The 23,179-nt window shown below is 45.2% G+C and carries 21 protein-coding genes; 9 read left to right on the forward strand and 12 right to left on the reverse strand.

All coding sequences use genetic code 11. From position 1 onward, the window contains the following. Positions 1-265: 265 nt before the first annotated feature. A complete protein-coding gene (locus OCV70_RS11345) occupies positions 266-3,031 on the reverse strand; it encodes a glycoside hydrolase family 3 N-terminal domain-containing protein (protein ID WP_173767710.1) in 2,766 nt (921 codons plus the stop codon). Positions 3,032-3,414: 383 nt separating this feature from the next. Here OCV70_RS11345 and OCV70_RS11350 point away from each other — a divergent pair, with 383 nt between their 5' ends. Next, on the forward strand, positions 3,415-4,119 hold the full coding sequence (locus OCV70_RS11350; RefSeq protein WP_021925189.1) for a LytR/AlgR family response regulator transcription factor: 705 nt from the start codon (positions 3,415-3,417) through the stop codon (positions 4,117-4,119). Position 4,120: 1 nt separating this feature from the next. Next, positions 4,121-5,575, forward strand: coding sequence for a sensor histidine kinase (locus OCV70_RS11355; RefSeq protein WP_262579697.1), 1,455 nt, complete (start codon positions 4,121-4,123; stop codon positions 5,573-5,575). A gap of 161 nt (positions 5,576-5,736) precedes the next feature. On the opposite strand, the gene OCV70_RS11360 is transcribed toward OCV70_RS11355, so the two are convergent. The 3 genes from OCV70_RS11360 to OCV70_RS20190 form a co-directional block, all read right to left on the reverse strand. Further along, a complete protein-coding gene (locus OCV70_RS11360; protein ID WP_173767706.1) occupies positions 5,737-6,183 on the reverse strand; it encodes a YwiB family protein in 447 nt (148 codons plus the stop codon). Between the two features lie 118 nt (positions 6,184-6,301). Further along, positions 6,302-7,123, reverse strand: a complete 822-nt coding sequence (gene murI / locus OCV70_RS11365) for a glutamate racemase (RefSeq protein WP_021925186.1) — start codon at positions 7,121-7,123, stop codon at positions 6,302-6,304. A gap of 17 nt (positions 7,124-7,140) precedes the next feature. Beyond that, complete coding sequence (locus tag OCV70_RS20190) at positions 7,141-7,278, reverse strand: DUF6783 domain-containing protein (protein ID WP_416795311.1); 138 nt, start codon at positions 7,276-7,278, stop codon at positions 7,141-7,143. On the opposite strand from OCV70_RS20190, the gene OCV70_RS20195 reads away from it, so the two are divergent. Beyond that, positions 7,261-7,470: a hypothetical protein gene (locus tag OCV70_RS20195; protein ID WP_470256049.1), complete on the forward strand. Its 210-nt coding sequence runs from the start codon at positions 7,261-7,263 to the stop codon at positions 7,468-7,470. The genes OCV70_RS20190 and OCV70_RS20195 overlap by 18 nt on opposite strands. Before the next feature lie 180 nt (positions 7,471-7,650). On the opposite strand, the gene OCV70_RS11375 is transcribed toward OCV70_RS20195, so the two are convergent. From OCV70_RS11375 to OCV70_RS11400, 6 genes are all read right to left on the reverse strand, one after another. After that, positions 7,651-9,594, reverse strand: coding sequence for a GerAB/ArcD/ProY family transporter (locus tag OCV70_RS11375; protein WP_173767701.1), 1,944 nt, complete (start codon positions 9,592-9,594; stop codon positions 7,651-7,653). Next, positions 9,591-11,246, reverse strand: coding sequence for a spore germination protein (locus tag OCV70_RS11380; protein WP_173767699.1), 1,656 nt, complete (start codon positions 11,244-11,246; stop codon positions 9,591-9,593). The genes OCV70_RS11375 and OCV70_RS11380 overlap by 4 nt, the downstream gene beginning before the upstream one ends. Positions 11,247-11,488: 242 nt before the next feature. Next, positions 11,489-12,163, reverse strand: a complete 675-nt coding sequence (locus OCV70_RS11385; protein ID WP_173767698.1) for a GntR family transcriptional regulator — start codon at positions 12,161-12,163, stop codon at positions 11,489-11,491. Positions 12,164-12,175: 12 nt separating this feature from the next. Beyond that, positions 12,176-13,030, reverse strand: a complete 855-nt coding sequence (ispE, locus tag OCV70_RS11390) for a 4-(cytidine 5'-diphospho)-2-C-methyl-D-erythritol kinase (RefSeq protein ID WP_021925182.1) — start codon at positions 13,028-13,030, stop codon at positions 12,176-12,178. A gap of 141 nt (positions 13,031-13,171) precedes the next feature. Beyond that, positions 13,172-14,728, reverse strand: a complete 1,557-nt coding sequence (locus OCV70_RS11395) for a DUF3794 and LysM peptidoglycan-binding domain-containing protein (RefSeq protein ID WP_195587903.1) — start codon at positions 14,726-14,728, stop codon at positions 13,172-13,174. A gap of 80 nt (positions 14,729-14,808) precedes the next feature. After that, positions 14,809-15,219, reverse strand: a complete 411-nt coding sequence (locus OCV70_RS11400; RefSeq protein ID WP_021925180.1) for a protease complex subunit PrcB family protein — start codon at positions 15,217-15,219, stop codon at positions 14,809-14,811. A 186-nt stretch (positions 15,220-15,405) separates the two neighbouring features. Between OCV70_RS11400 and OCV70_RS11405 the strand changes: the two genes are divergently transcribed. Then, positions 15,406-16,146: a lysophospholipid acyltransferase family protein gene (locus OCV70_RS11405; RefSeq protein WP_173767694.1), complete on the forward strand. Its 741-nt coding sequence runs from the start codon at positions 15,406-15,408 to the stop codon at positions 16,144-16,146. Here OCV70_RS11405 and OCV70_RS11410 read toward each other — a convergent pair. Further along, positions 16,141-17,103 (reverse strand): AraC family transcriptional regulator, encoded by a 963-nt coding sequence (locus OCV70_RS11410; RefSeq protein ID WP_173767692.1) that lies wholly within the window; start codon positions 17,101-17,103, stop codon positions 16,141-16,143. The two genes, OCV70_RS11405 and OCV70_RS11410, sit on opposite strands and share 6 nt — an antisense overlap. Before the next feature lie 251 nt (positions 17,104-17,354). Here OCV70_RS11410 and OCV70_RS11415 point away from each other — a divergent pair, with 251 nt between their 5' ends. Continuing rightward, positions 17,355-19,766 carry a glycoside hydrolase family 3 protein gene (locus tag OCV70_RS11415; protein WP_262579698.1) on the forward strand — a complete coding sequence of 804 codons (2,412 nt, stop codon included), beginning with the start codon at positions 17,355-17,357 and terminating at the stop codon, positions 19,764-19,766. Between the two features lie 20 nt (positions 19,767-19,786). On the opposite strand, the gene OCV70_RS11420 is transcribed toward OCV70_RS11415, so the two are convergent. Beyond that, positions 19,787-20,305 carry a nucleoside recognition domain-containing protein gene (locus OCV70_RS11420; protein ID WP_021925176.1) on the reverse strand — a complete coding sequence of 173 codons (519 nt, stop codon included), beginning with the start codon at positions 20,303-20,305 and terminating at the stop codon, positions 19,787-19,789. A 330-nt stretch (positions 20,306-20,635) separates the two neighbouring features. Between OCV70_RS11420 and OCV70_RS11425 the strand changes: the two genes are divergently transcribed. The 4 genes from OCV70_RS11425 to OCV70_RS11440 all read left to right on the forward strand — a co-directional run bounded on the left by OCV70_RS11425 (position 20,636) and on the right by OCV70_RS11440 (position 23,157). Beyond that, complete coding sequence (locus OCV70_RS11425) at positions 20,636-20,785, forward strand: hypothetical protein (RefSeq protein ID WP_243280810.1); 150 nt, start codon at positions 20,636-20,638, stop codon at positions 20,783-20,785. Beyond that, on the forward strand, positions 20,782-21,696 hold the full coding sequence (locus tag OCV70_RS11430) for a LysR family transcriptional regulator (RefSeq protein WP_021925175.1): 915 nt from the start codon (positions 20,782-20,784) through the stop codon (positions 21,694-21,696). Before OCV70_RS11425 ends, OCV70_RS11430 begins: the two co-directional genes overlap by 4 nt. Positions 21,697-21,879: 183 nt before the next feature. After that, positions 21,880-22,695, forward strand: a complete 816-nt coding sequence (locus tag OCV70_RS11435; RefSeq protein WP_021925174.1) for a DUF3100 domain-containing protein — start codon at positions 21,880-21,882, stop codon at positions 22,693-22,695. Continuing rightward, the gene (locus OCV70_RS11440; RefSeq protein ID WP_021925173.1) at positions 22,696-23,157 is read left to right on the forward strand and encodes a hypothetical protein; all 462 of its coding nucleotides are present in this window, start codon (positions 22,696-22,698) and stop codon (positions 23,155-23,157) included. Positions 23,158-23,179: the final 22 nt, after the last annotated feature.

A 23,179-nucleotide genomic window follows, 5' to 3' on the forward strand; every position in this document is an offset into this window, starting at 1 on the left:
TTTCTCCTCCTTCATTTTATCCACGCGGCCATAAAAATATGGCTCATTGGCGGTTGTTACTTTTAACTTAAATTTTACCATAAATTCGTATTATATAGGACTTTACTTCACAAATTGTTGTGTTTTTGCATGAATTGTCTGCGACAGCCAGCCAAGCATCTGCTTTTCGATTAAACTGTTATCTTACGTAAATTTAAAGCCCGGCAAAGATTTCTCTCTGCCGGGCCATACTAAGCATTGACCAAGGCTTAGCTTAATATTTTATTTATTTGTTTGCTGCTTCATATGCAGAGTAATCAAAGTTCTGTACCTTTGTAAGAGGCTCTGCTGTATATTTAGCTGTACGGTCATCATCGATCTTTCCGGACCAGTTAAGACCAAATGCAAAGTCATAAGTATTTCCTGCTGCATCTGTGTAGCATTCCATATCACGAGGAACATCCTCAAGCTGAGCTTCAACAGCTTCCATGTTTACAGGCTGCTGGAATACAAGGAGACCAGTTGGCTCTGTCTGTCCAAGGATAACTTCTGCTACAATGTCCTCACGCTGCTGGTTGTAGTTTACAAGGATTACGTCTGCAAGAGGCTCAACCTCATCCCAAACCATTCCACGCTCCATCTTCATGGAAACGATTACCGGAACATCACCTGCGTTCTCGTTTGCATACTGAAGAGCTTCCAGATCGCCATAGTTTGGAACTTCGTGTGCTGTTACGCCCTTATAAGAACGGTTCTCTTTTGTTCCGTCTTCAAGAGTTTTTCCACCGATGGAAACTTCACGAGCTGTATCAGCTGTGTACTCGCCATACTGAAGAGATGCCGGATACCAAACCTCCTCAACATCATCAGCAACCGGCTCGCCGCCGAATGCGCCTGACATATGAGACTCATAGGAAGGAGCATATGCATTTGTCATACCAACAAGTACATAGTCGCAAGCTGCGATCTCGTCTGCTGTTGCACGTGTAAGGTCATCTTTTGTATAAGTTGCATTTCCTTCAGCGTCTGCCTCACCGGTAGGATCGCCAAGGGTATCTGTTACAACATTGAAGTACTGGCTAAGCTTGTCAATATCCATTCCCGGAGTCCATGTTGGAGTTCCATCAGCAATACCACGCATCCAGGTTGCGCTCCATCCTGTGTTGTATACATATGGTACGTATACGGTTGGTTTCTCAGAAGCAGCACCGTCAGCGCTGATTGTTCCGTCGTTCTTAAGCATAACGATGGATTCTCTCTGGCCTTCTTTTGCGAAGTCGCTGGAGCCGTCTGTTGTGATGATTGTATCAGCATAAGCTGTATCTACATATGGGTTCTCGAATGTGTTAAGGTTCATCATTACAGTAACGAATTTCTCTGTTGCTGCACGCATGATCTCATCAGCTTTGTCCTGGCCGTCACGGTCAACAAGAACACCATAAGCTGCCTTTGCATTGTCGATATCGCTGTATCCGCCAAGAAGGTTTACACCATTTTCCCAGCTTGTTGCGATACGGTCAGCTTCTTCAAGGTCTTCAGCTCCCCAAACACCAGCGAACTGATATACACCCCAGTCAGTGATCTTAAGGCCATCGAAGCCAGCCTCATCAAGCATACCGTTCAGATATGTATTGTAAGCACCAGCCCACTCTCCGCCGTATGGGTTTCCGTCAGCGTCAACATCAATACCATACTGTGTCATGATACCTGTGGAGCCTGTTTTTCCAGGAAGGTTGAATGCACCATCAAAGAATGTGATCAGCTGTGCTTCCAGATTGTTTCCTGGGAATACTGCGTAACGTCCGCCATTTGCATGGTCATCACGTCCGCCTTCTGTGGAACCGTCACCAGAGAAATGCTTTGTGAAGCAGTATACGGACTCATCGCCCCATCCAAGGTCTTCACCGTTCTCATCATATGTGGACTGCATTCCATTGATATATGCGGTAGCAATGTCAAGTGTAAGCTGCGGATCCTCACCGTATGTGCCGCCTGCACGATACATGATCGGGGAAGCGATATCAACCTGCGGTCCGAGAAGTGCATTCACACCAGCTGCACGATATTCTTTTGCTGTTTCCTGGCCGATTTCAGCTGCAAGCTCTGTATCCATTGTGGATGCCAGGGAAAGAGTCTCAACAAGACCGGAAATATTAGCCGGGTCAATGGAGATCATAGCCGGGATTCCGTAGAAGCTCTGCTCTGCAACTGCCTGAATTGCGTTTGCCCATTTTGCATGAGCAGTTCCGCCCTGTTTAATGTTACGGGTAACGCCACCGCGTCCGCCCTGCATCAGGTAAGTATAAGAACCATCATCTTCTGCAAGAGGCTCTGTTGTGAAATCGCCCCAGCCACCATGTGTCAGGACTGCTGCCATTTCCTCGCCCTGCATCTGGTTAACCAGATCAGCTGCACGCTCTTCTGTGGAAAGTCTCCAGTCCTCATATTTATCAAGCTCACCGTTCTGGTTCATATCCTTGAATGCATAGCCGTCAACTTCAAGAAGTTTTACTGCTGAATCAGCTGCCAGACCAAGAGTATCTCCATCTTCGTTCTCAACCTTGATCCAGCCGTCTTCTGTAACAGAGATTGTATATTTTGCATCTGCACTTGGAACGATTCCGCCAATTGCATCTGTTGCATCAGAAGCTGCCTCTGCCTGTTTGTATGGATCGTCTGCATTTGCTGCCTGCTTGTACGGATCATCTGTAGCTGTTGCTGCCTGCTTATATGGATCATCTGCATTTGCTGCCTGCTTATACGGATCATCTGTAGCTGCTGCCTGTTTGTACGGATCATCATCTGCGGCTGCTGCCTGTTTGTATGGATCGTCGTCTGCGGCTGCTGCCTGTTTGTACGGATCATCATCTGCAGCTGCTGCCTGTTTGTATGGATCGTCATCTGCGGCTGCTGCCTGCTTGTACGGATCATCTGCGGCTGCTTCAGCCTGTTTGTATGGATCGTCTGCAGCTGCTACCGGAACTGCAACGCCAGTTGCTGCCATACTTGCAGTGAGCATTAACGCCATCAAACGTCTGGTTCTCTGTTTCATATCTTTGTCCTCCTTTTTCTCAGAACATCTCTTTGTTCTTCGCTGTGACAAGAATATAACACAAATCAATTCATCCCTTACGTTTCTTGCACAAATTGTTGTTTTTTTGCATTAATTGTTAGAAGTCCCGGTTGGTTAGTTATGTCTTTTGTTTATTGTGCACATTTGTGTGGTTTGTTTTTTGTGCACTATTTCTAATTTCATTCATTTTGCAATTGTACTATGATGTTAAAAGGGCTGGCTGGTTTTTACCACTTGCACGCCCTGCGTAAACTATATATAATAGGAAAAAGCATGAACATAACATCTGATAAAGAATAACCAGATAACCATTTTTCACTCTGGTTTTATTATATTTATACGAACAGAAAAGGAAAAAATATATGATCAGAATTGCAATTGTGGAAGATGAAGAACAATACGTACAGCAGTTAACGGAATATCTTCAGGAATACCAGAAAAGTTCTAATGAAGAAATTGACATAACCGTATACCGGGATGGAGATGAGATCACTTCCAAATATAAATCTCAGTTTGATATTATTTTGATGGACATCCAAATGAAATTCGTAAACGGCATGACTGCCGCAGAAGAGATCCGCAGCGTTGATTCCAGCGTTGTCATTATCTTTATTACCAATATGACCCAGTATGCAATACAGGGATACAAGGTGGGGGCTATGGACTATATTCTGAAGCCGATCTCCTATTTCGCATTCAAGGAACGCCTCAATCAGGCAATTTCCAAGCTGAAGCACAGAAGCAGCAATTATGTTGTAATTCCTGTGAAGGGCGGAATTATTCGTCTTGATACCTCCGATATCTACTATATCGAAAGCCAGGGACATAATCTGATCTATCACACCTGCACCGGAGTTTACACAGCCTCCGGAACTATGAATGCAGCGGAAGAAGCACTCACAAGCTATGGATTTTCCCGTGGAAACAAAAGCTATCTGATCAATCTGGCACACGTAGATGGAATCCAGGACAAATGTGCTCAAGTCAAAGGCGAGAGCTTGCAGTTAAGCCGCCCGCGCCAGAATGCATTCCTTCAGGATCTTACCAAATATTGGGGAGAAAATTAATATGTCACCATTATCCATATCTCCGAATATACCAAGACTTTATACTGCAATTGCAGAGTGGCTGGCCTGTATGATGTGTCTCCGGGAAGTGAAGCATCGTGTGAATACCAGGAGGTTCGTACTTATTTCCATAGGAATCTTATTCCTACAATCTGTTTTTCTTTATCTAACTCCAGGACTGGATGATTTACTTTGGATCTTATGTATGTCAGCTGCCGGACTTATGATGTATGCTTTTATTTATCTGTGTGCAGATGTAAACTGGCGAGATGCCGCTTATTACACCATACGCTCTTTCGTAATTGCAGAATTTGTTGCTTCGTTTGAATGGCAGGTGGATCTGTTTTTCCATCCAAATGTTCCACTTACTCCCACCCCCACAGGAAGCAGTCTTCTGATTCTGATTGTTTGCTATACCATTCTTTTTGGGATATGTGAGCGATTATACAGCCGCTACCAATCAAAGGAACAGGCCTTAAATATTACTGGCAAGGAACTGGCTTCCTATGTCATTATCGGACTGGCTGTTTTCTGCATGAGCAACCTTGGATTTGTAGCTCCTGATCTTCCTTTTTATGGAAATTACTCTGACCAGATTTATAACGTAAGAACCCTGGTGGATCTGGGAGGCGTTGCCATTATGTATGCTTACCATGTGCAGCGTATGGATCTTCGCGTGCGTTATGAGCTGGAAAGTGTCCAGAATCTTCTTCACAATCAGTATGCACAGTATAAGCAGGCCCGTGAGGCAGTGGAATTGATCAACTACAAGTATCACGATCTGAAGTATCACATCATTGCCCTGCGTGCAGAGGAAAATATGGACAAGCGCAATGCTTATCTGAATCAAATGGAAGAAGAGCTGAAGAATTACGAGGCACAGAATAAAACCGGAAATAATGTGCTGGATGTTATGCTTACTTTGAGGACACTGTATTGCCAGAAGCATGGTGTTACCATGACCAGCGTTATTGATGGTACACTTTTTGATTTTATGAATGCGATGGATATCAGTTCTATTTTTGGAAATGCGCTGGACAATGCTATAGAATGCGAGCTGAAGATTCCAGATAAAGAGAAAAGGCTGATCCATATTAATGCGCATGCCAGAAAGAACTTCCTGATTATTCTGTTCGATAATTATTATGAAGGGGATATGAAGCTGGGGAACGGGCTTCCGGAAACTACCAAAAAGGATGCGCAGTTCCATGGGTATGGACTGAAAAGTGTGCAGTATACTGCTCAGAAATATGGCGGCGCGGTGGATGTGAGCGCCAATGATCATTGGTTTCATTTGAAGATTTTGATTCCAATGCCGGCGCAGACGGAGACGGCGAAGGCGGGTTCGGACGGAGCTGCTGAAACAGTGAACACAGTTGCTGCGACTGCAGCCACAGAGACAACGAAAGCTGCTGCAAATACAGCCAGGGAAAAAAATAACAATACTGCAATATAACAATACAGCCAGAAAGCACTTCTATTTTTGAAGAGATTTCTGGCTGTAGTTTTTTGTGAACAAATTTTGCTGCTTGTCTTTCGTCTACTTTGATATCTTTAAGTTTGGTCTGTTTTATTATCTTGAAAACCCCACCTGTGGGAAATTGGCTTCATTATTTCCTACAGCACAAATCCTGCGGCACTTTTGCCTTGTGCGTGAATATCCAGACAACAGTCTGCCACATGCTCCTGGTTTAAATCCAGGGAATAATTCACCTTCATATCAAGGCGGCTGTCGCTCTCTTTCAGTTCCAGATTGGTAGCGGAAATGCCCATTTCCAGGGTTCCAAAAGAAGTCGTGTAGAACGCCATGTTGCGCTTGCCCTGTTCAAATACCATGTGGGTATTTACCTGGCCCTTCTTGCGAACTTCCATTCCTTTCGGGGAAATCTTGATATAATTTACTGTGGGATCTCCGTGATCCTCCAGCATTTCCTCATAACGAAGATAGTGGCTGCCATTGCGGAAATAATACTCTCCCGGAACCACAATCTCAATCGGCTCATCCCCTTCCGGGGTGTCCATCATATGTAACCCTTTCACATGAATTAAAACTTCTTTTTCCATGATTTTCTATCCATTTCTTTCTAACAGTGCAATCTGAATTGAATTCAGATTCGTTTTCTTTTGTATAATTACCTAAGCTTCTGCTAATAGTATTGATTCCAGGTTCTACATGTAGCTGTCAATATTTTTCAATATCAATCTTCTGTGTTTTCTCTACATCGAACGGCAGAATTGAGTTCGCAAAACCTTTGAATTTCTCCGCTAAATCGCTTACATAAAAGCGATATGGGAAATCGGACTGGCCCTGGCCTGTACTCTGCATATTCTGCTCCTTCAGAAGCTTTCCAAGCTCAAGAGCTGTCTCATATGCCGGATTCACCAGCTGAACACCCTCCCCCATGATCTGTCCAATAGTGGAACGAAGCAGAGGATAATGGGTACATCCAAGAATCAGTGTATCAATATCCTTTTCCTGAAGCTCTTTCAGATATCTGCTGGCAACCTCCACTGTCACTGGATCGTGTGTCCATCCCTCTTCTACAAGAGGAACAAACAAGGGACAGGGCTTGCCGATTACCGTAATCTCCGGGTCAATCTGCTTCAGAACCTTGGCATGAGTTCCGCTTTCAATGGTGCCCTCTGTGGCAATGACACCTACACGCTTGTTTCTGGTAACCTGCGCAGCTACCTTCGCACCAGCTTCGATCACACCTAAAATAGGAATATCAAATTCTTCCCTTACTGCATCCAAGGCAAACGCACTGGCAGTGTTGCAGGCAACTACAATCGCCTTCACCTGCTGCTCTTCCAGAAAACGGATGATCTGGCGGGAATAGCGAATAACAGTCTCTTTGGATTTGCTTCCATATGGAACACGGGCGGTGTCCCCGAAATATACGATTTTTTCTGACGGAAGATTCCGCATGATCTCGCGGGCAACAGTCAGTCCGCCGATACCGGAATCAAATACGCCTACAGGGGCGTCTCGGTCTATCTTCATTCATCTATCTCCAAATTCTATATTTCTTCCATTCTGTTCCCCCATTTTAACACCAAAGCACCGGGCTTGCAAGCACTTGTAAGCCCGGCACTAGCTACGACAACCGAATTCGGGTGAAATATACCGCAAAGTGGAGCGTGCAGATTGCCAGACAAAATTTAGCAATAGCATCATCGCTTTACCAGATTCTGGAAAGTCTCCATAATCCAGAAATGAATTCTCGGCTTTGCTGCTTCTTTCTCATTCTCATCTGGATTCTCCATAAAACAGAACTGGGGATAAATGGTTCCCCACCAGGCGAGAAGCTCCGGGCTTTGCTTTTCATTTCCTATCACTGGGAAAATTAGTGAAGCAGACAAAATGGCAACGAATACATGATATTTTATTTTTCTTAAATACAACATAGGAATACCCCGCAAAATAAATTCTGCGATTGCGTTGCATAGAGCATGTTTGAAAAAAGCTCTAATACCGCAATCGCTTATTAACAGGAGTATTCCCGGGATTCTGTGTCTGTATTCAAACTTTTAAAACACTACTTCCAATTCTTCCCCTTGAATTATCAGATCTGGTAATGCGGGAAGGGCGCCGCGGTCGTACATTTCGTGGTAAAGCTCTCGCAGAGTGACGGCCTGGCTTGGGCTGCCGTCTGGGTTATTTTCCAGAAGTCCCAGAAGGTATTCTCCCAGGGATGTTTCCTGGGGACTGCCCCAGCCTACCGCCTCCGCCGCATTGCTGCTACGGAAAACATATACATTTTCTCCTATGGTGGGCTCCTGTTTCAGGTATTCCAGCACCTGTTCCCAGCGCCCGCCATCCAGAAGAGACTGCCCCAGTACCAGAATTTCAAGATGTCCCATGTCCAGATATTTCTCCTGGGTGCGGCTGTAAAGCTGCTCTATCTCCTGAAAGGAATCTCCACTAACTGAAGGCGCTGCATTTCCCTGGTCTTCTCCGTTTTTCTCCTGTCCGGTTGCTTTTGGCAAATCGGGTACGCCATAGGTCAGCTGAAATTTTCTATCTTCTATATCCGCGCCAAGAGCCAGCGGATACATCCGCTTCTCCGGCTCCACGCCGCCGCAGCCCGACAACGTAAAAAGCGATATCCCCAATATAATTACAACTGCGCTGCACCTTCTTACATAATTACCTAAGTTTAATCCCTCTGCTGCTTTTCTCTGCCGAGCTATGTTAATCGAATTTTTCCCCCATCCTGCTCTATTTCTTTTTTTAAGATTACTGGGCTCTGCTTTTTTCTTCCACCGCTTTTTTCCCATTATAAAAAAGATGATCTGAATAATTAACATCCCTGGTACAAAAATGCAGCCCAAGTACATTTCAAAATAATCACGGATTCTAATGCCGCGAACTTCAGTCACCATGGCAACGAAAACCAGCAAACCTATCCACACCCGCCCGGTCCCAAGCCCGGTCTTTTCCACAATTAAATGACCGTAATGCAGAAAACTTCCCACAGAGAACAAAAGACTGTACAGCAGAAATCCCATCCAAAGTACATCGAACCGCGCCAACACATTTCCTGGCAGGTCCGCGCCTGCAAGCAACGGCAAAATGGGGTAATTTTCATATCGCAGCCGTCCCCAGCCAAAGACTGCCGGCAGAAGCAGCTCCGCGAGAATCAGCAGTACCCCCAGCGTAACCACCGCCAGGGCCACCGTTTTTCCGATGCTGCCCACATATCGAATCTCGCTCCGGTAACTTATATTTTTTTTCTCTCTTGCAGCCTTCTCATTTTCTGCTCTGTCCACTTCTCTCGCAGCCTTGCCTTCTTCTATAACATTTAAATTTCTCGTTTCTCTTACAATCCTTACATTTTCCGTGCTCTTCTTCCTGTCTACATGCTCCAGCAAAAATGGCAAAAGTCCCAGTCCGGAAAATGCACAGATCACATAATATCCGCTCTGCAAAATTCTTCTCCCGGAAAATTCAGAGTTCCACAGCATTTCCTGGAAATACTCCCATCTTCCCTGTCCGGCTGACAAAAGCAGCATCAGCACAACCGCCACAAGCACCAGTCCGCCTGATACCTCTCCAATCCGCCCTCTGCGCTGGATTCCCCGGTGAGTACCAAGACTGCACACGATCAGCGCAATCACACACAGCCACACTTTCTGCACTCCCGTACCAAGACTTACGGATACAATCTCTCCCAGAAGATCCAGCAGAAACGCCGCTCCCAAAATGCAGTAAACAAGATAAAAAATCCCCATCAGCCGCCCCAAGATTTTCCCCGCAGTTTTACACGGATTGGCGAAAGCATAGCCCAGCCGAATAAGAAAAATTACATAAAACAAAAATACCGCAACCGCCAGCAAAGTTCCAGTCAATCCGCTAAGTCCCTGATTCCGCCTCCCACGGAAAAGGCAAAGCAAAAATGGCGCAATGAAGGCGATCACGATCTGCCGATAAAGCTGCCGCTGTGAAATCCGGTTATTCTCTGCAAATTTCATTCACTCTCGCCTCCGTTCTTACCAACCTTGCTTCTTTCTTTCGGATCTTTTTGACTTCCCGAATTATGTGTTTCCTCTACTTCATTCTTTCGCAGCTTTTCTTTTGCCCAATTTCCAGAACCTTCTTCTGACTCATTCTGTCCCTCTTCTTCCTTCGCAGATCTCGTCCTCCGCAGCCGCACACTTTCATCCTCTTTGGCATACATCGGCCTTTTCCACCTTTTCCGAAAAGGCACCCTCAGGATTCCTGTTCCCGTCCCGTTTTCCCTCTTATATTTCACAAAGGGAACCAGATAGGGCACCCCGAAGCTGAGAAGTCCCGCCAGATGAGACACTGTCAGATACACCCCGATCACAATTCCAAAAATCCCCAGATATCCCCCCAGGAACAAAAAGAAATATTTCAAAAGCCGAAAAGCCGACGCAAACTCCTCATTTGGAATCGCCAGCGAGCCAAGAGCTGTGATTGCCACCACCATAACCACAATGGGGCTGACCAGATTTGCCTCCACAGCTGCAGATCCCACGATCAGGCCGCCTACAATTCCCATTGCATTTCCCAGTGCTCCCGGAATCCGCACTCCCGCTTCCCGGATCAGCTCAAAGGACAATTCCAGAAGTACCAGCTCCGCAATACTGGAAAAAGGCACCCCTTCCCTGGCCTGGGCAAAAGACAGAATCATATTCGTAGGCAAAATCTGTGTGTGAAACCGGATCACCGCCAGATAAAGCCCGGGAAGCAAGGTTGCCGCCGCCAGTGCCACATACCGCAGTGCCCGGAGAAAGGACGCCATCTCAAACCGATTGTACCAGTCCTCACTGCTTTCCATAAAACTGTTAAATACGCCCGGAAGAACCAGCGCAGAAGGCGAGTTGTCACACAACAGCACCACTTTTCCATTCAGGATTTCCTTGGATGCCCGGTCCGGCCGCTCCGTAGTCTGATACTGGGGAAAAGGGGAAAACCAGGAATCCTCTGTCAGCTGTTCCAGCATTCCGCTATCCAGAATCCCGTCAATCCGAAATGCTTCCAGCCGTTCCTTCACCTGCTCCAGAAATTCCTCCCGCACCAGATCTTCCATATAGACCATCTGCACCAATGTATGGGAACGTTCCCCTATATAAAATTCCACCACCTTCAATCGGGTATCCCGAAGACGTTTCCGAATCAGGGCGGAATTGGTTTTCACGGAATCGGAAAAGCCCTCTTTGGAACCACGAAGCACCTTTTCCATTTCCACTTCCGTGACACCCATGCTGGGGTATCCGGCGCTGGAAATTTTCATTGCCTGGTCAAAGCCATCCATAAAGAACACAGCATCTCCAGAAAGTACCCCGGTGAACACCTGCTCCATATCCGTCAGCTTTTTCACATCTGCAATTCCCAGACTGTTATATTCCGCAAATTCCTGAATCTGCGCCGGCGAAATCTCCCAGAAGTGCCCGATCATTTTTCCAAGTGCGGAATCCTCCAGCATCATATTGGAAGTCGCCACCTCAATGTAAACCATCAGGCAGTCCACCTTGCGCTCCTCGCCGAGGCGCATCCGCCTGATCTGAATATCCCCGCAGTCCTGCAGGCGCTCCCTTACATGCTTCTCATTTACACGAATATCCTTTGAAATCATAACAATATTATCATTTTTGTTCATTTAAATCACCATATATAATTTCATAGTACACTGAAAATTAAGTATCTGTCATATTGACACAGGACGATTTTTTCATATACAAGATAAACTAAGAATGTGTTACAGCGACTACGACAATCTACATAGCCGTAATATATGGATATCCTGCAAGTCATTATGGTAATTTCCTAATATTTGCTGTACTACAATAAAAAAGAGACACCAGGTATCTCTCCCAGTGTCTCCCAATTATAAAATTCTATTCACTCTTCCGCTCTGATTGCCTGGATGATTCCCATCCTCTGGTTCTCCAGGTGCTCGAAGGACAACTCCTGCGCCTTCTTCACATCCCGGTTGCGGATTGCATCGGTAATCTCCTCATGCTCCTTCACCAGACGGTTTCTCGCCTCATCTTCTTTTAGATACTCCACACGGTACCGATAAATCTGCTCTCTCAGATTATTCAGCACCTGCATCAGACGCTTATTATCTGCTGCCCGGTAAATAGCCTCGTGGAAATTCACATCCGCTTCGGCCATCTTCACCAGATCACCTTCGGCTGTGCTCTTCTGGAAATCCTGTGCTGCCAGTTCCAGTTTCCGCACATCCTTGTCTGTCATATTGGCGCAGGCCTTCTCAATAGCCATATTTTCCAGAGTGATTCTTACCTCCAGAACATCGTTCAGATCCTTCTCCGTAATGTTGGCAACCTGGGCACCTCTTCTTGGGATCATCACCACCAGGCCCTCAAGCTCCAGCTTACGCATGGCCTCACGGATGGGAGTTCTGCTCACTCCTAACTTCTCCGCAAGGGCAATCTCCATCAGTCTCTCGCCCGGCTTCAGCTCCCCTTTCAGGATTGCCTGGCGAAGTGTGTTAAAAACAACCTCGCGCAATGGAAGATACTCATCCATATGCACTGTGAAATCACTTGTCATTCGTATTTCCTCCTAAAAGACTTCCGTCGCAAAAACAGTCTTGGCCAGCTTGCTTTCCCTAAGTACTGCTGCCGCCTGTTCCATCTTCTCTCTGCTGTCAAAAATTCCAAAAACGGTAGGGCCGCTTCCGCTCATCATTGCCTTGCGGGCACCGTGATTCTCCATCAGATCCTTGATTTCCTGAATAACCGGATACTTCCCGATGATTCCCGGCTCAAATACATTTCCCATTCTGGAAATCATTCCATCCAGATCACCTTCACGGATGGCAGTTACCATCCCGTCAATATCCGGATGCACTACGGCAGGATCATCTAGCTTCAGATTCTCGTAAGCTGTTTTAGTGGAAACATTTACTCCTGGCTTGCCTACCAGGACATAACACTGAGGAACTCTTGGAAGCCTGGTCAGCTTCTCACCGATTCCCTCTGCAAGAGCAGTTCCCCGCATTACGCAGTATGGCACATCTGCTCCTACCTTCACAGCGCGCTTCATCAGATCTTCCTCAGAAAGGCCGAGACCAAAAATCCGGTTCACTCCCACGAAAGCTGCTGCCGCATCAGAGCTTCCCCCAGCCATACCGGCTGCCACCGGAATGAATTTCTCCAGATTCATCGTCAGTCCCTCTTCAATATGAAATTCATCCATCAGCATTTTGGCTGCTTTATAGACAAGATTCCTTTCATCTGTGGGAACATACGGGATATTGGTGGTAAGCGTAATTCCCGGCTCTGCCTTTTTCTCAATTTCAAGCACATCATACATCTGTATGGTCTGCATGATCATGCGGACTTCATGGTAGCCGTCAGCGCGCTTCCCAACTACATCAAGTCCAAGATTTATTTTTGCAAGTGCACGTAATCGCATAATTCCCCTCCGCTTTTGTACTTTGTATACAATCTCTTACTTTTCTTATTGTAAAATATTTTTGTATTTTTTTCAATACATATGCGGAGGATTTTTGTTGGGGAAATTTATCATTACGCTCTGAAACGTTTGAAAAACAGGCTATCCTTCCACTTTTTTCACCAGCAGAAGCGGCATTCCCGGTGTTACCTGGTCGCTTTCCAGCTCGTTTAATGTGCAGATTTCCTCCACCGTTGTATAAAAATGCTTTGCAATATCCCACATAGTGTCCCCGCTTTTTACCACATAAACCGTGATTCCAGGCATTGCCTGGATTTTCTGCATGTCAAGGGGCTGCTCCTCTACCTTGCTGATGATCATCCTCTTTTCACACTGAAGCACCAGCACATTCAGGCTGATCACGGCTTTCACTTCGATTTCATTGCTGTCGATCATGGAGGTGGACAGCTGCTCCAGATCTGCCTGCAGGAAAAAGGTGCTGTCCTCAGTGATTCCGTTTGCCTCTATCACATGGGAAAATGGCAGCATGCCGTCAACGGAATAGAATGGCATCTCATCATTTCCTGTGATGTAAAGTATTTTCAGGAATACCACGCCTTCCGCCTGGATTCCATTTTCCACTACCTTTGTCTTTTCCACTTTGACTCTGCCCTGGCTGTGGCAGATCTGCAGGATTTTTCCTTGGCTTTCCTTCAGCTCGATCCGGTCAGAAACACGGCACTTGGAATCATTTCGCACCAGCAGGCTTTCCAGGCATTCCTCTTTTCCCTGTAAAATACACTCCTTCAGCGGAGAATATACGTCCAGGATCAGGTCGTGCTCTTCTTCCCGGTAAAGCTTCATATCCAGTTCCAGAACCACATCTACAGAAAGAACCCGCTCTTCCCCATCTGCGTCCGGCTTCACCTCTATGCTCTGGTGCATAACGGAAGCCGCAATGTTGGGAATCATGTCAGCCGTGCAGCCTGTGCAGTCCAGCTCTGTGTTAAATGGCAGCACATACTCTACCCACTGAAGGGGATTTTCCTCATCCTCGCCGGAATAAAGGACGAAAACTGCCAGCTCACCCCTGGCTTTTATCATGTTGTCTTCCAGTCTCAGGTCAAGCCCGCGCACCTCAATGGTGTTCCACAAAAGCATATCGATATTAGGCTTGTTGGAAGCCAGGGTCACCTCATCCTTGATGCGCAGGGTATCCTTTTTATGTACCATCAGGCTCATCAGCTGTACCTTTTTCTTTTTCACGGAAATGCCATCCTCACTGATTTCTACCGGAAGCTGGATGCCTGTCATCTCATCTACCACTGCGTAAAAGGTGACGATTGCCTTGATATTCAGTTTTCTGGAATGGATCATGTGCACGCTGAGATCTTCAATTTCCCACTTCAGGCACATTTTGTCACCGCCTGCAATTCCTTCCAGGTTCAGGGTCTCATCAAAGGGAAGCTTTGCCGCCAGGCTGCAGACTTTCTGGTCCTCTTCCCCCACATAGAGCACATCCGCGTTCAGGTTTCCGCTGATAAAAGCCTTGCCTTCGCTAAGGCGCACCTCGTCCATTACAATATCGCCTTTGCTTTGGATCAGCCTTCCCATATCCGGCTTTGCGTCCGGCACATTGTAATCCGCGTCAAAGGTTACCTGGCTGGTTGCCCGGCTTTTTACATGAAGCATCTGTACACTTTCTTTTCTTAATTCCACGGCTCTCCACTCCTTTTGATTGATTAAAATTTCCCATATAAACTTTTGCGATCTGTCAAAAAGCCTCCCCAGGATATCTTCTACTCAAAAATCACAGGTTCCTTCCTGTAAGCCATCTTTACCACAATATAAGGATAAGACGGCGGACTTAAGGTAATTTTGGTATCTGACGGTCCGATCAGTTTTGTTTTGAAAAATATGGCCTGGGAGGTCACACCCAGTTCTTCCACCTGAATACTGTAGCCTCCGCTCATCTGCTGTCCGTAGCCTTTTATCAGAAACAGCTCCTTTTCGCTTTGATAGGTCATCTGAAATTCTTTTCCCTTCTTTTCCTCAATCAGGGCCGTCAGTTCTGCGGGCAGATTTTCCTGTTTTACAATGGAATATTCCAGAGGCTTTCGCGGCTCTTCCTCGATCTTAATAAAACGGCATCCTCCAAGAAAAAGCAGCGACCATAGAATCAGCCCCAGAACTGCTGCTGTTTTTTTCATCCGGTCACCTCAGTCTCCCCTGTTACTGCTTTGTTGCTCACAGCAACCTCCATTTATTTTATTCTATGTGGAATAAAAAAGATTTATTGCAAGAATTTTTCAAATTACATATAATAGACGTAAACACCGTGCAGCAGAGCGTGCTCTAAAAGGCTCTGGCACAGAATACAGAAAGGGAAATATCATATGATTCGTTTTATTTTATGCGTGATCGTCGTGGTTGGATTCCTGATTTTATCCATTCCGATTCTTCTTGTAGAATGGATTATCGGCAAGTTCAATCCCATGGCGAAAGAGATCAGTTCTCTTCGGATCGTTCAGGCGGTCTTTCGGTTCATCCTGTGGGTAGCCGGGGTGAAGCTTACGGTCATTGGGGAAGAAAATGTGCCAACGGACACTCCGGTTCTTTATATTGGAAATCATCGAAGCTTTTTCGATGTACCGATTACTTACCCCCGCTGTCCCATCCGCACAGGCTACATAGCCAAGAAAGAGATGGAAAAGGTGCCGTTGCTTTCCACATGGATGAAGCGTCTCCACTGCCTGTTCCTTGACCGCAAGGATATTAAGCAGGGACTAAAGACTATTCTCGCGGCTATTGAGAAGGTGAAATCCGGCATTTCCATCTGCATTTTCCCAGAAGGTACCCGCAGCAAAAATGAGGATGAGCTGGACATGCTTCCGTTCCATGAGGGCAGCTTCAAGATTGCCACCAAGACAAACTGTCCGATTATCCCAATGGCCATCAGCGGTTCCGCCGACATCTGGGAAAGCCATTTCCCAAGGATCAAGAAGACCCATGTCATTCTTGAATACGGCAAACCAATCTACGTAGACCAGCTGGAAAAAGAAGACAAAAAGCACCTGGGCGCTTACACCCAGAATATTATTCACGAAATGCTGGTAAAAAACAGGGCGCAGTTATAACGCCCTGTTTTTTCGTCTCACCGCTTTCGGTGACTGGCCGTAGCGGTCTTTAAATTTCAGCAGAAACCCTTTGTAGTTGGTGATTCCGTTTTTGTCCAGGAGGAATGTGATGTTTTCGTCAGTTTCCAGGAGGTCATTATAGAAATGTTCCATGCGGATCTGGTTTACATAAACAAGGAAGGTCTGTCCAGTGTATTTGCGGAAAAGACGGCAGAAATGTTCGGGGGTAATGGATAAAAGTCCTGCCGCATCTGCCAGGGAAATAGTTTCGCCGTAATGTGCCTGCACATACTCCATGCACAGCTTCATCCGCTCAAGATCCCGCAATGCCCCGTGGCTGCTGGAAGCCTCTTCCTCTGTTCGGATTCCTTCTGTGTAAAGAAGAAACAGCAAGCGATAAACAGCAGCCAGAACCAGCAGATGATAGCCCTCCTTTTTTTCCTGGTAAAGTCCGTCTATCTCGTGGAAGATTTCTGCCATCTTAAAATTCAAACTCGCTCTTGCCATGTCTCTATGTTTCTCACCATCCGCAGAATCTTCCGGTATTAATTTCTGACCGTCTTCCATCCTCAGTTCCTGAAAAGATTCCCTCTCCTTCTCCAGGTTATGCTCATTTATACTTCGATCTCCCGGTATAAACTCCTGAAATTTCAGCGAATTCCACCTGGGGGAAACTCGCTCCAGATGAACAGGCGGGATTTGAAGGAGAAAATACCTGGCATCCTCATGGGTATAAGTGTAATGAATATCATTGGAATTCACCAGAAAGATGTCCCCTTTTTTCAGTTCATAGCTCACATCATTAATAGATGCTGTAATCGCCCCGCCTGTCACGTAAACAATTTCCAGGTGTTCGTGCCAGTGAGCCGGCAGAAGCTGATCCCAGGTATTTACAAATGTAAAATGAAGTTTTCCAGGATGATCGTCCAGCACGTTTTCATATTCCGCGTTCATCATTTCACCGTCTTTTCCACAGCGTGTTTAAAAATTTTCTGTTCACTTTGCTAAAGTCAAAATACACCCTCTATTTTCAAATAAACTATACAATATTTCCTGTAAAATATCAAGAAAGCCCTACAAAAGAAGCAATAAACCATCTAGCACATACAACTATTTTCCAGTACAATAATCCTACAAAATACAAAACTGCCAGACAAACGTTTAAAAATTGCATAAAAAATATTTTATCCCAAGGAGGACATCCTAACATGAATAAATGGACCCGAGTTAAATTTCAGCCAAACCTTCCATTAAAAGAAAGCGGCCGCGTAACCGCAAGCAAAGAACACATCCAGCTTTCCAAAGAAGCAGCCAAGGAAGGTATGGTTCTTCTGAAAAATGAAAATCACCTTCTCCCGTTAGCAGAAGGCACCCGCATCGCACTTTTCGGCAAGGGAAGCTTCGACTATGTAAAAGGCGGCGGAGGAAGCGGCGACGTTATGGTTTCCTATGTACACAATCCATATGATGGACTGAAAATGCAGAAAAATGCCGTACAGATTTATGAACCATTATCTGCATTTTACAAGGCAGACATCCAGCACCAGTATGAAAAAGGTGCTGTTCCCGGAATGACTGTAGAACCGGAGCTGACGGCAGAGCTTGCTGACGGTGCCAAAGCCTTTGCGGATGTCGCCCTGGTTGTAATCAGCCGTTTTTCCGGCGAAGGCTGGGATCGTTCCAGCGTGGAATGCAACAACGAATTCAATCCATGGGACAATGAAACCACTATGCCGAAAATTTCCGCAGAAGTTTTCCCAGATGGAGATTTCTACCTCACCGCCCGCGAAAAAGCAATGCTTGCTATGGTAAAGGAGCGCTTCAAAAACATCGCTGTTGTTCTCAATATCGGCGGCGTCATCGACCTTTCCTGGATAAAAAACGATGACCAGATTGGTGCTGCTCTTCTTGGATGGCAGGGCGGCATGGAAGGCGGACTTGCCATGGCAGAGCTTCTTACCGGAAAGGGCAATCCGTCCGGCAAGCTGGTTGATACTTTTGCAGCATCTGCTGACGACTATCCGTCTACTGCAAACTTCCACGAATCATTTGATTATGTAAACTATACCGAGGACATCTATGTAGGTTACCGCTATTTTGAAACCATCCCGGGCGCACAGGAAAAAGTGGTTTATCCATTTGGATACGGCCTTTCCTACACCACCTTCACACTTGATACAACCGCAATGTGGGAAACCGAAGACCAGATTTTCGCAGAGGTTCAGGTAACCAATACAGGGGATATGGCTGGTAAAGAGGTTGTACAGCTTTATTTTGAGGCACCCCAGGGAATTCTGAAAAAGCCATCCCGCCAACTGGCAGCCTTCGCTAAGACTCGTCTTCTGCAGCCAGGTGAAACTCAGCTGATCCGCCTTGCATTTGCAAAAGCAGACATGGCTTCCTATGATGACCTTGGAAAAATCCAGAAATCCGCATATATCCTGGAAAAAGGTACTTATAAATTTTTCATCGGAACCTCAGTAAGGGATACCAAAGAAGGCATTCAGACTATGGAACTTGCCGAAAACGTGATTACCAGACAGTTTGCTGCACACATGGTTCCAAGCAGTCTGAAGGAGCGTATGCTTTCCGACGGAACCTTCGAGGAACTTCCGCAGACGAAATGCAATGATATGAACGCATGCGTATTTGAGAAGATGGAGCCAGGAACCGAGGAGGGGCTTAAACCTGGTGTTCGCGGCTGCGCGCGCGGCGCTCTTTTTGACAACTATGGCAAAAAACAGTTTATCGATGTAGCAGAAGGAAAGCTTTCCCTGGATGAATTCATGGCTCAGTTAAGTGATGATGATCTGATCCACCTCCTTGGCGGACAGCCAAATACCGGCGTTGCAAATACCTTCGGCTTTGGCAACCTTCCGGATTATGGAGTTCCGTCTATTATGACTGCTGACGGGCCTGCCGGACTTCGTATCAGCGGCGACTGCGTCATCAACACAACTGCATGGCCTTGTGCGACCCTTCTTGCATGCACCTGGAATCCTGCACTTGTACAGCAGGTCGGACAGGCTGGTGCAAAAGAAGTGAAAGAAAACAATATCGCCATATGGCTGACTCCTGCAGTAAATATTCACAGAAATCCTCTGTGCGGAAGAAATTTCGAGTACTATTCCGAGGATCCGCTCATTGCCGGAAAAATGGGCGCAGCAATGGTAAAGGGTATCCAGTCCCAGCATATCGGTGCTTCTGTAAAGCATTTTGCAGCGAACAACAAAGAGACAAACAGAAAGCACTGCGATTCCCGTGTTTCCGAAAGAGCTCTCCGCGAAATCTACCTGAAAAGCTTCGAAATCATAGTAAAAGAATCACAGCCATGGACCATTATGTCCTCTTATAATGCCATAAACGGACATCGCGCATCCGAGAACCATGAGCTTCTGGAAGACATCCTAAGAGGCGAATGGGGATTTGAAGGTATGGTTACCACAGACTGGTGGACCAGGGGAGAACACTATAAGGAAATCAAAGCCGGAAACGATGTAAAAATGGGAACCGGATTTCCGGAACGTGTAAAAAAAGCTATGGAAATGGGACAGCTTGGACGTGCTGAGCTAAAGCACTGCGCAAAACGTGTTTTGGAACTGATTCTGAAAATTGACTGATAAATGTACCAAAAGCCTTTTTAATTTACGATCCAAATAGCAGCCATTATCCCTACAACCGTAGCAAAAAGTGCTCCAGGAAAGGTGAAGCGAGTTTTCTTCACCTTTGTCATGCCAAAATAAACGCTCATACAATAAAATACACTTTCCGTTGCGCTTAGGATAATGGCTGCCATAAAGCCGGTGGTTGACTCTGTTCCATATTCCTTAAAAATATCCAGAAGCAGGCTTGCCGCTGCACTGGATGAGAAAAGACGGACCAGTGCCAGAGGGACAATATCCCCGGGAATTCCAAGGGGACTGAGGATTTTCCCAAGAAAATCTCCCATATATTTCAAAAGACCAGAGGCACGAAGAACTCCAACTGCAGTCATAAGTCCGATTAAGGTTGGACAGATTGATGCAATTGTTTTCAAGCCCTCCCGGGCACCATCAAGGAAGTCCTGGTAAACATCCCTTCCGGACAAAAGACCAAAGCCAATGATTCCAAATAAAAGAAAGGGGATCATAAGATCGGACAGATATAACATGAATTTCATCTGGAACCTCCTGTTTCAGGTAAAACTGATACTATAATTCATTCTGAATAAGATCAAAAAAATCTGTTCAGAAATACTTTATAAGGTATGCCAGACATTGAAATAAATGATTATCCAGGAAAGATACTCTTCAAGATTTTTTGTATTGATCCCGCCCCTTGATTCATCTGATGTATTTATCGGATATTCTATTGGTCAAAATGCAATACTGGAATTTTGTCTAAATTTCTATATCTGTTTTTGTACATTTTAGCATTTTGACATTGAACCTGAAACACATTATCATAGGAAATAAGCTGCCTAATGAAACCATTCTGTCGGAACGTCTGAATGCAAAAATATTGTAGTTCCAAGACTGGTTCCTGTGTTGCAGATGCCATTGCAGCTCATGAACCACTCCGGGCACAGGATGCCATGTATCTGCATCTGGTTTACAACCGTAAGAGAATCCAGATGATAAAAAAAGGAGACCTTATATGACACTGCAGCAAATAAAATATTTTATCAGCGTAGCTGAGTCCGGCTCTATCAGTGAAGCAGCCAAGCGTTTGTTTACAGCGCAATCAAGCATTTCCAGTGCTATTAAGGAAATAGAAAATACATATGATATTACTGCATTTATAAGAGAGAGCACAGGTGTGCGTCTTACCAGAAGCGGTGAAGAGCTTTTAATTGAATTTAAGGGAATTTTAAGCCGTCTTGACTACCTGGATGAGAAATATAACGGTTCCAAAAAACGACCTTTAGGTCTGTCCGTTTCTGCACAGCATCACATTTGCGGCATGGCCTCTTTTATTTCTGTCATCAATAAATTAAACGAAAGCTATGGTTCCTATCACTGTGGTTTTTATGAATGCCGTACCTCAGAAGTACTGGATCGCGTAGAACGTGGACTGGACGATTTGGGAATTATTTTTTTCACAGAGCATAGCAAAGGACAGATGATCCAGGAATTAAGAAATCGTGGTATTATTTTTAATCACATTGTTTATCAGACAGCTCATGCTTACATATGCCAAAACCATCCACTTGCCAATAGCCAGGAAATTAATATTGAAGAAATGATACAATATCCTTTCATTTCTTATGACCGTTCGCCTGACACCAACCCTGCTTATACTGATCTTATCATTCCTAATTATCAGGTAAAAAAAATAATCCATGTTTCTGACCGGGCAGCATCCTATTCTGCTATGCGTTATTGCCAGGGGTTTGCTATTGGAAGTGGTTACAGATCTTTTGATGATAATTACAGTGACATTATTTCTCTGCCTGTCAAAAATGGAGTCCGCCTTGAAATAGGATGGATTTTGCGTCAAAAGCATACGCTTTCTGATACAGCCAGCCGTTTTGTGGAGCTTTTAATGCAGAATGAGGCTGTTTCTATGTAGATAAAGATCCGACGATTTTCTTATAAAAAAATAATGCAGTGAGAAAACACCTTTCTTGATATAGCGAAAAAAGCGATGGCTTCCCATCGCTTTTTGGTATGTTCGCAGAAATCAGCTCTCATGTTATACTTACAGCATAAATTGCTGCGCACCTGTGCAGAAAAAAAGGAAGGAGTTTCTTATATGGAAAAACTAAAGATTGTCATCAAAAAGTACTGGAAAATTTACCTTGCCGCTCTGGTCATTTCCGCAGTCTGTGATCTGATCGGAACTGTTAAGCTTAACATTGGCGTTGGTACACTTACTCTGTTCCCGATGGTGTTTGCCGTCATATTCGGAGGGCTTTTAGGACCGGATATTTTTAAAGTATTCAAAACTGAGGAATGTAAAATAGGCGGAAGCCTGGTTCTTGTGGTTTTGGCACCTTTTATGGCAAAAATGGGCATTTCTTCCGGTGCAAATCTTGCAAAACTGGTTTCAGTGGGTCCTGCATTGCTTCTTCAGGAATTCGGAAATCTTGGAACGATTCTCTTATCTATGCCGCTCGCATTATTACTTGGTTTAAAGAAGGAATCTATTGGTGCTTGTTACTCAATTAACCGTGATTCAAACCTTGGATTGACCACAGATATTTTTGGACCGGACGCTCCGGAAACAAAAGGAACCTTTGCAGTTTACATTGTAGGTTCTGTAATCGGAACAGTATTTATCAGCATTCTTGCAAGCGTTGTAGCTTCCTGGAATATTTTCGATCCTATTGCTCTTGGTATGGCCAGTGGAGTAGGAAGTGGATCCATGATGACTGCTGCTGCCGGAACATTAGGTGAAATCTACCCACAGCAGGCAGAAAATATTATGATCATGGGTGGTGCCAGTGATATGCTGACCGGTATTACCGGAATTTACATGGGTACCTTCGTAGGTCTTCCTCTTGCAAAAAAATTATACGCAATTTTAGAGCCTAAGATTGGACGCAAAAATAATCAGGAGGTTAAATAAATGGTCAGAAAATACTTCGTACAGCAGCTTGGACTGCTTCTCATGGTGTCTGTGATTATAATACTTACAAATGTAATTGGTTACAAAATGCCTGTAAAAGATTCCATTATTGGAGTTCTTTTACTGAGTGCTATTTCTCTTATCGGTCTTACTATAAGTAAATTTATGAGCCGATTTGTTAAGCTTCCTTCTATGATGTATGTATCCCTTCTCGGACTGCTTCTTGCATGTCCTGTTTCACCGGTAAAAGATATCGTAGTTGGAACTACATCTTCTGTTGCATTTTTAGCACCGGCTACAGCACTTGGTGCATTTGCCGGTATTTCTCTGGGAAAAGATTTAAAGGATTTTGCAAAAATGGGATGGAAGCTGGTATTGATCACTTTATTTGTAATTACCGGAACCTTTATATTCTCCGCTCTTGTTGCAGACGTTGTTTTGAAAATGACAGGAGCCATTTAACAAACATATGAGATGAAATGAG

The sequence above is a fragment of the Blautia acetigignens genome (assembly GCF_025566865.1).
Taxonomy (GTDB): Bacteria; Bacillota; Clostridia; order Lachnospirales; family Lachnospiraceae; genus Blautia_A; species Blautia_A acetigignens.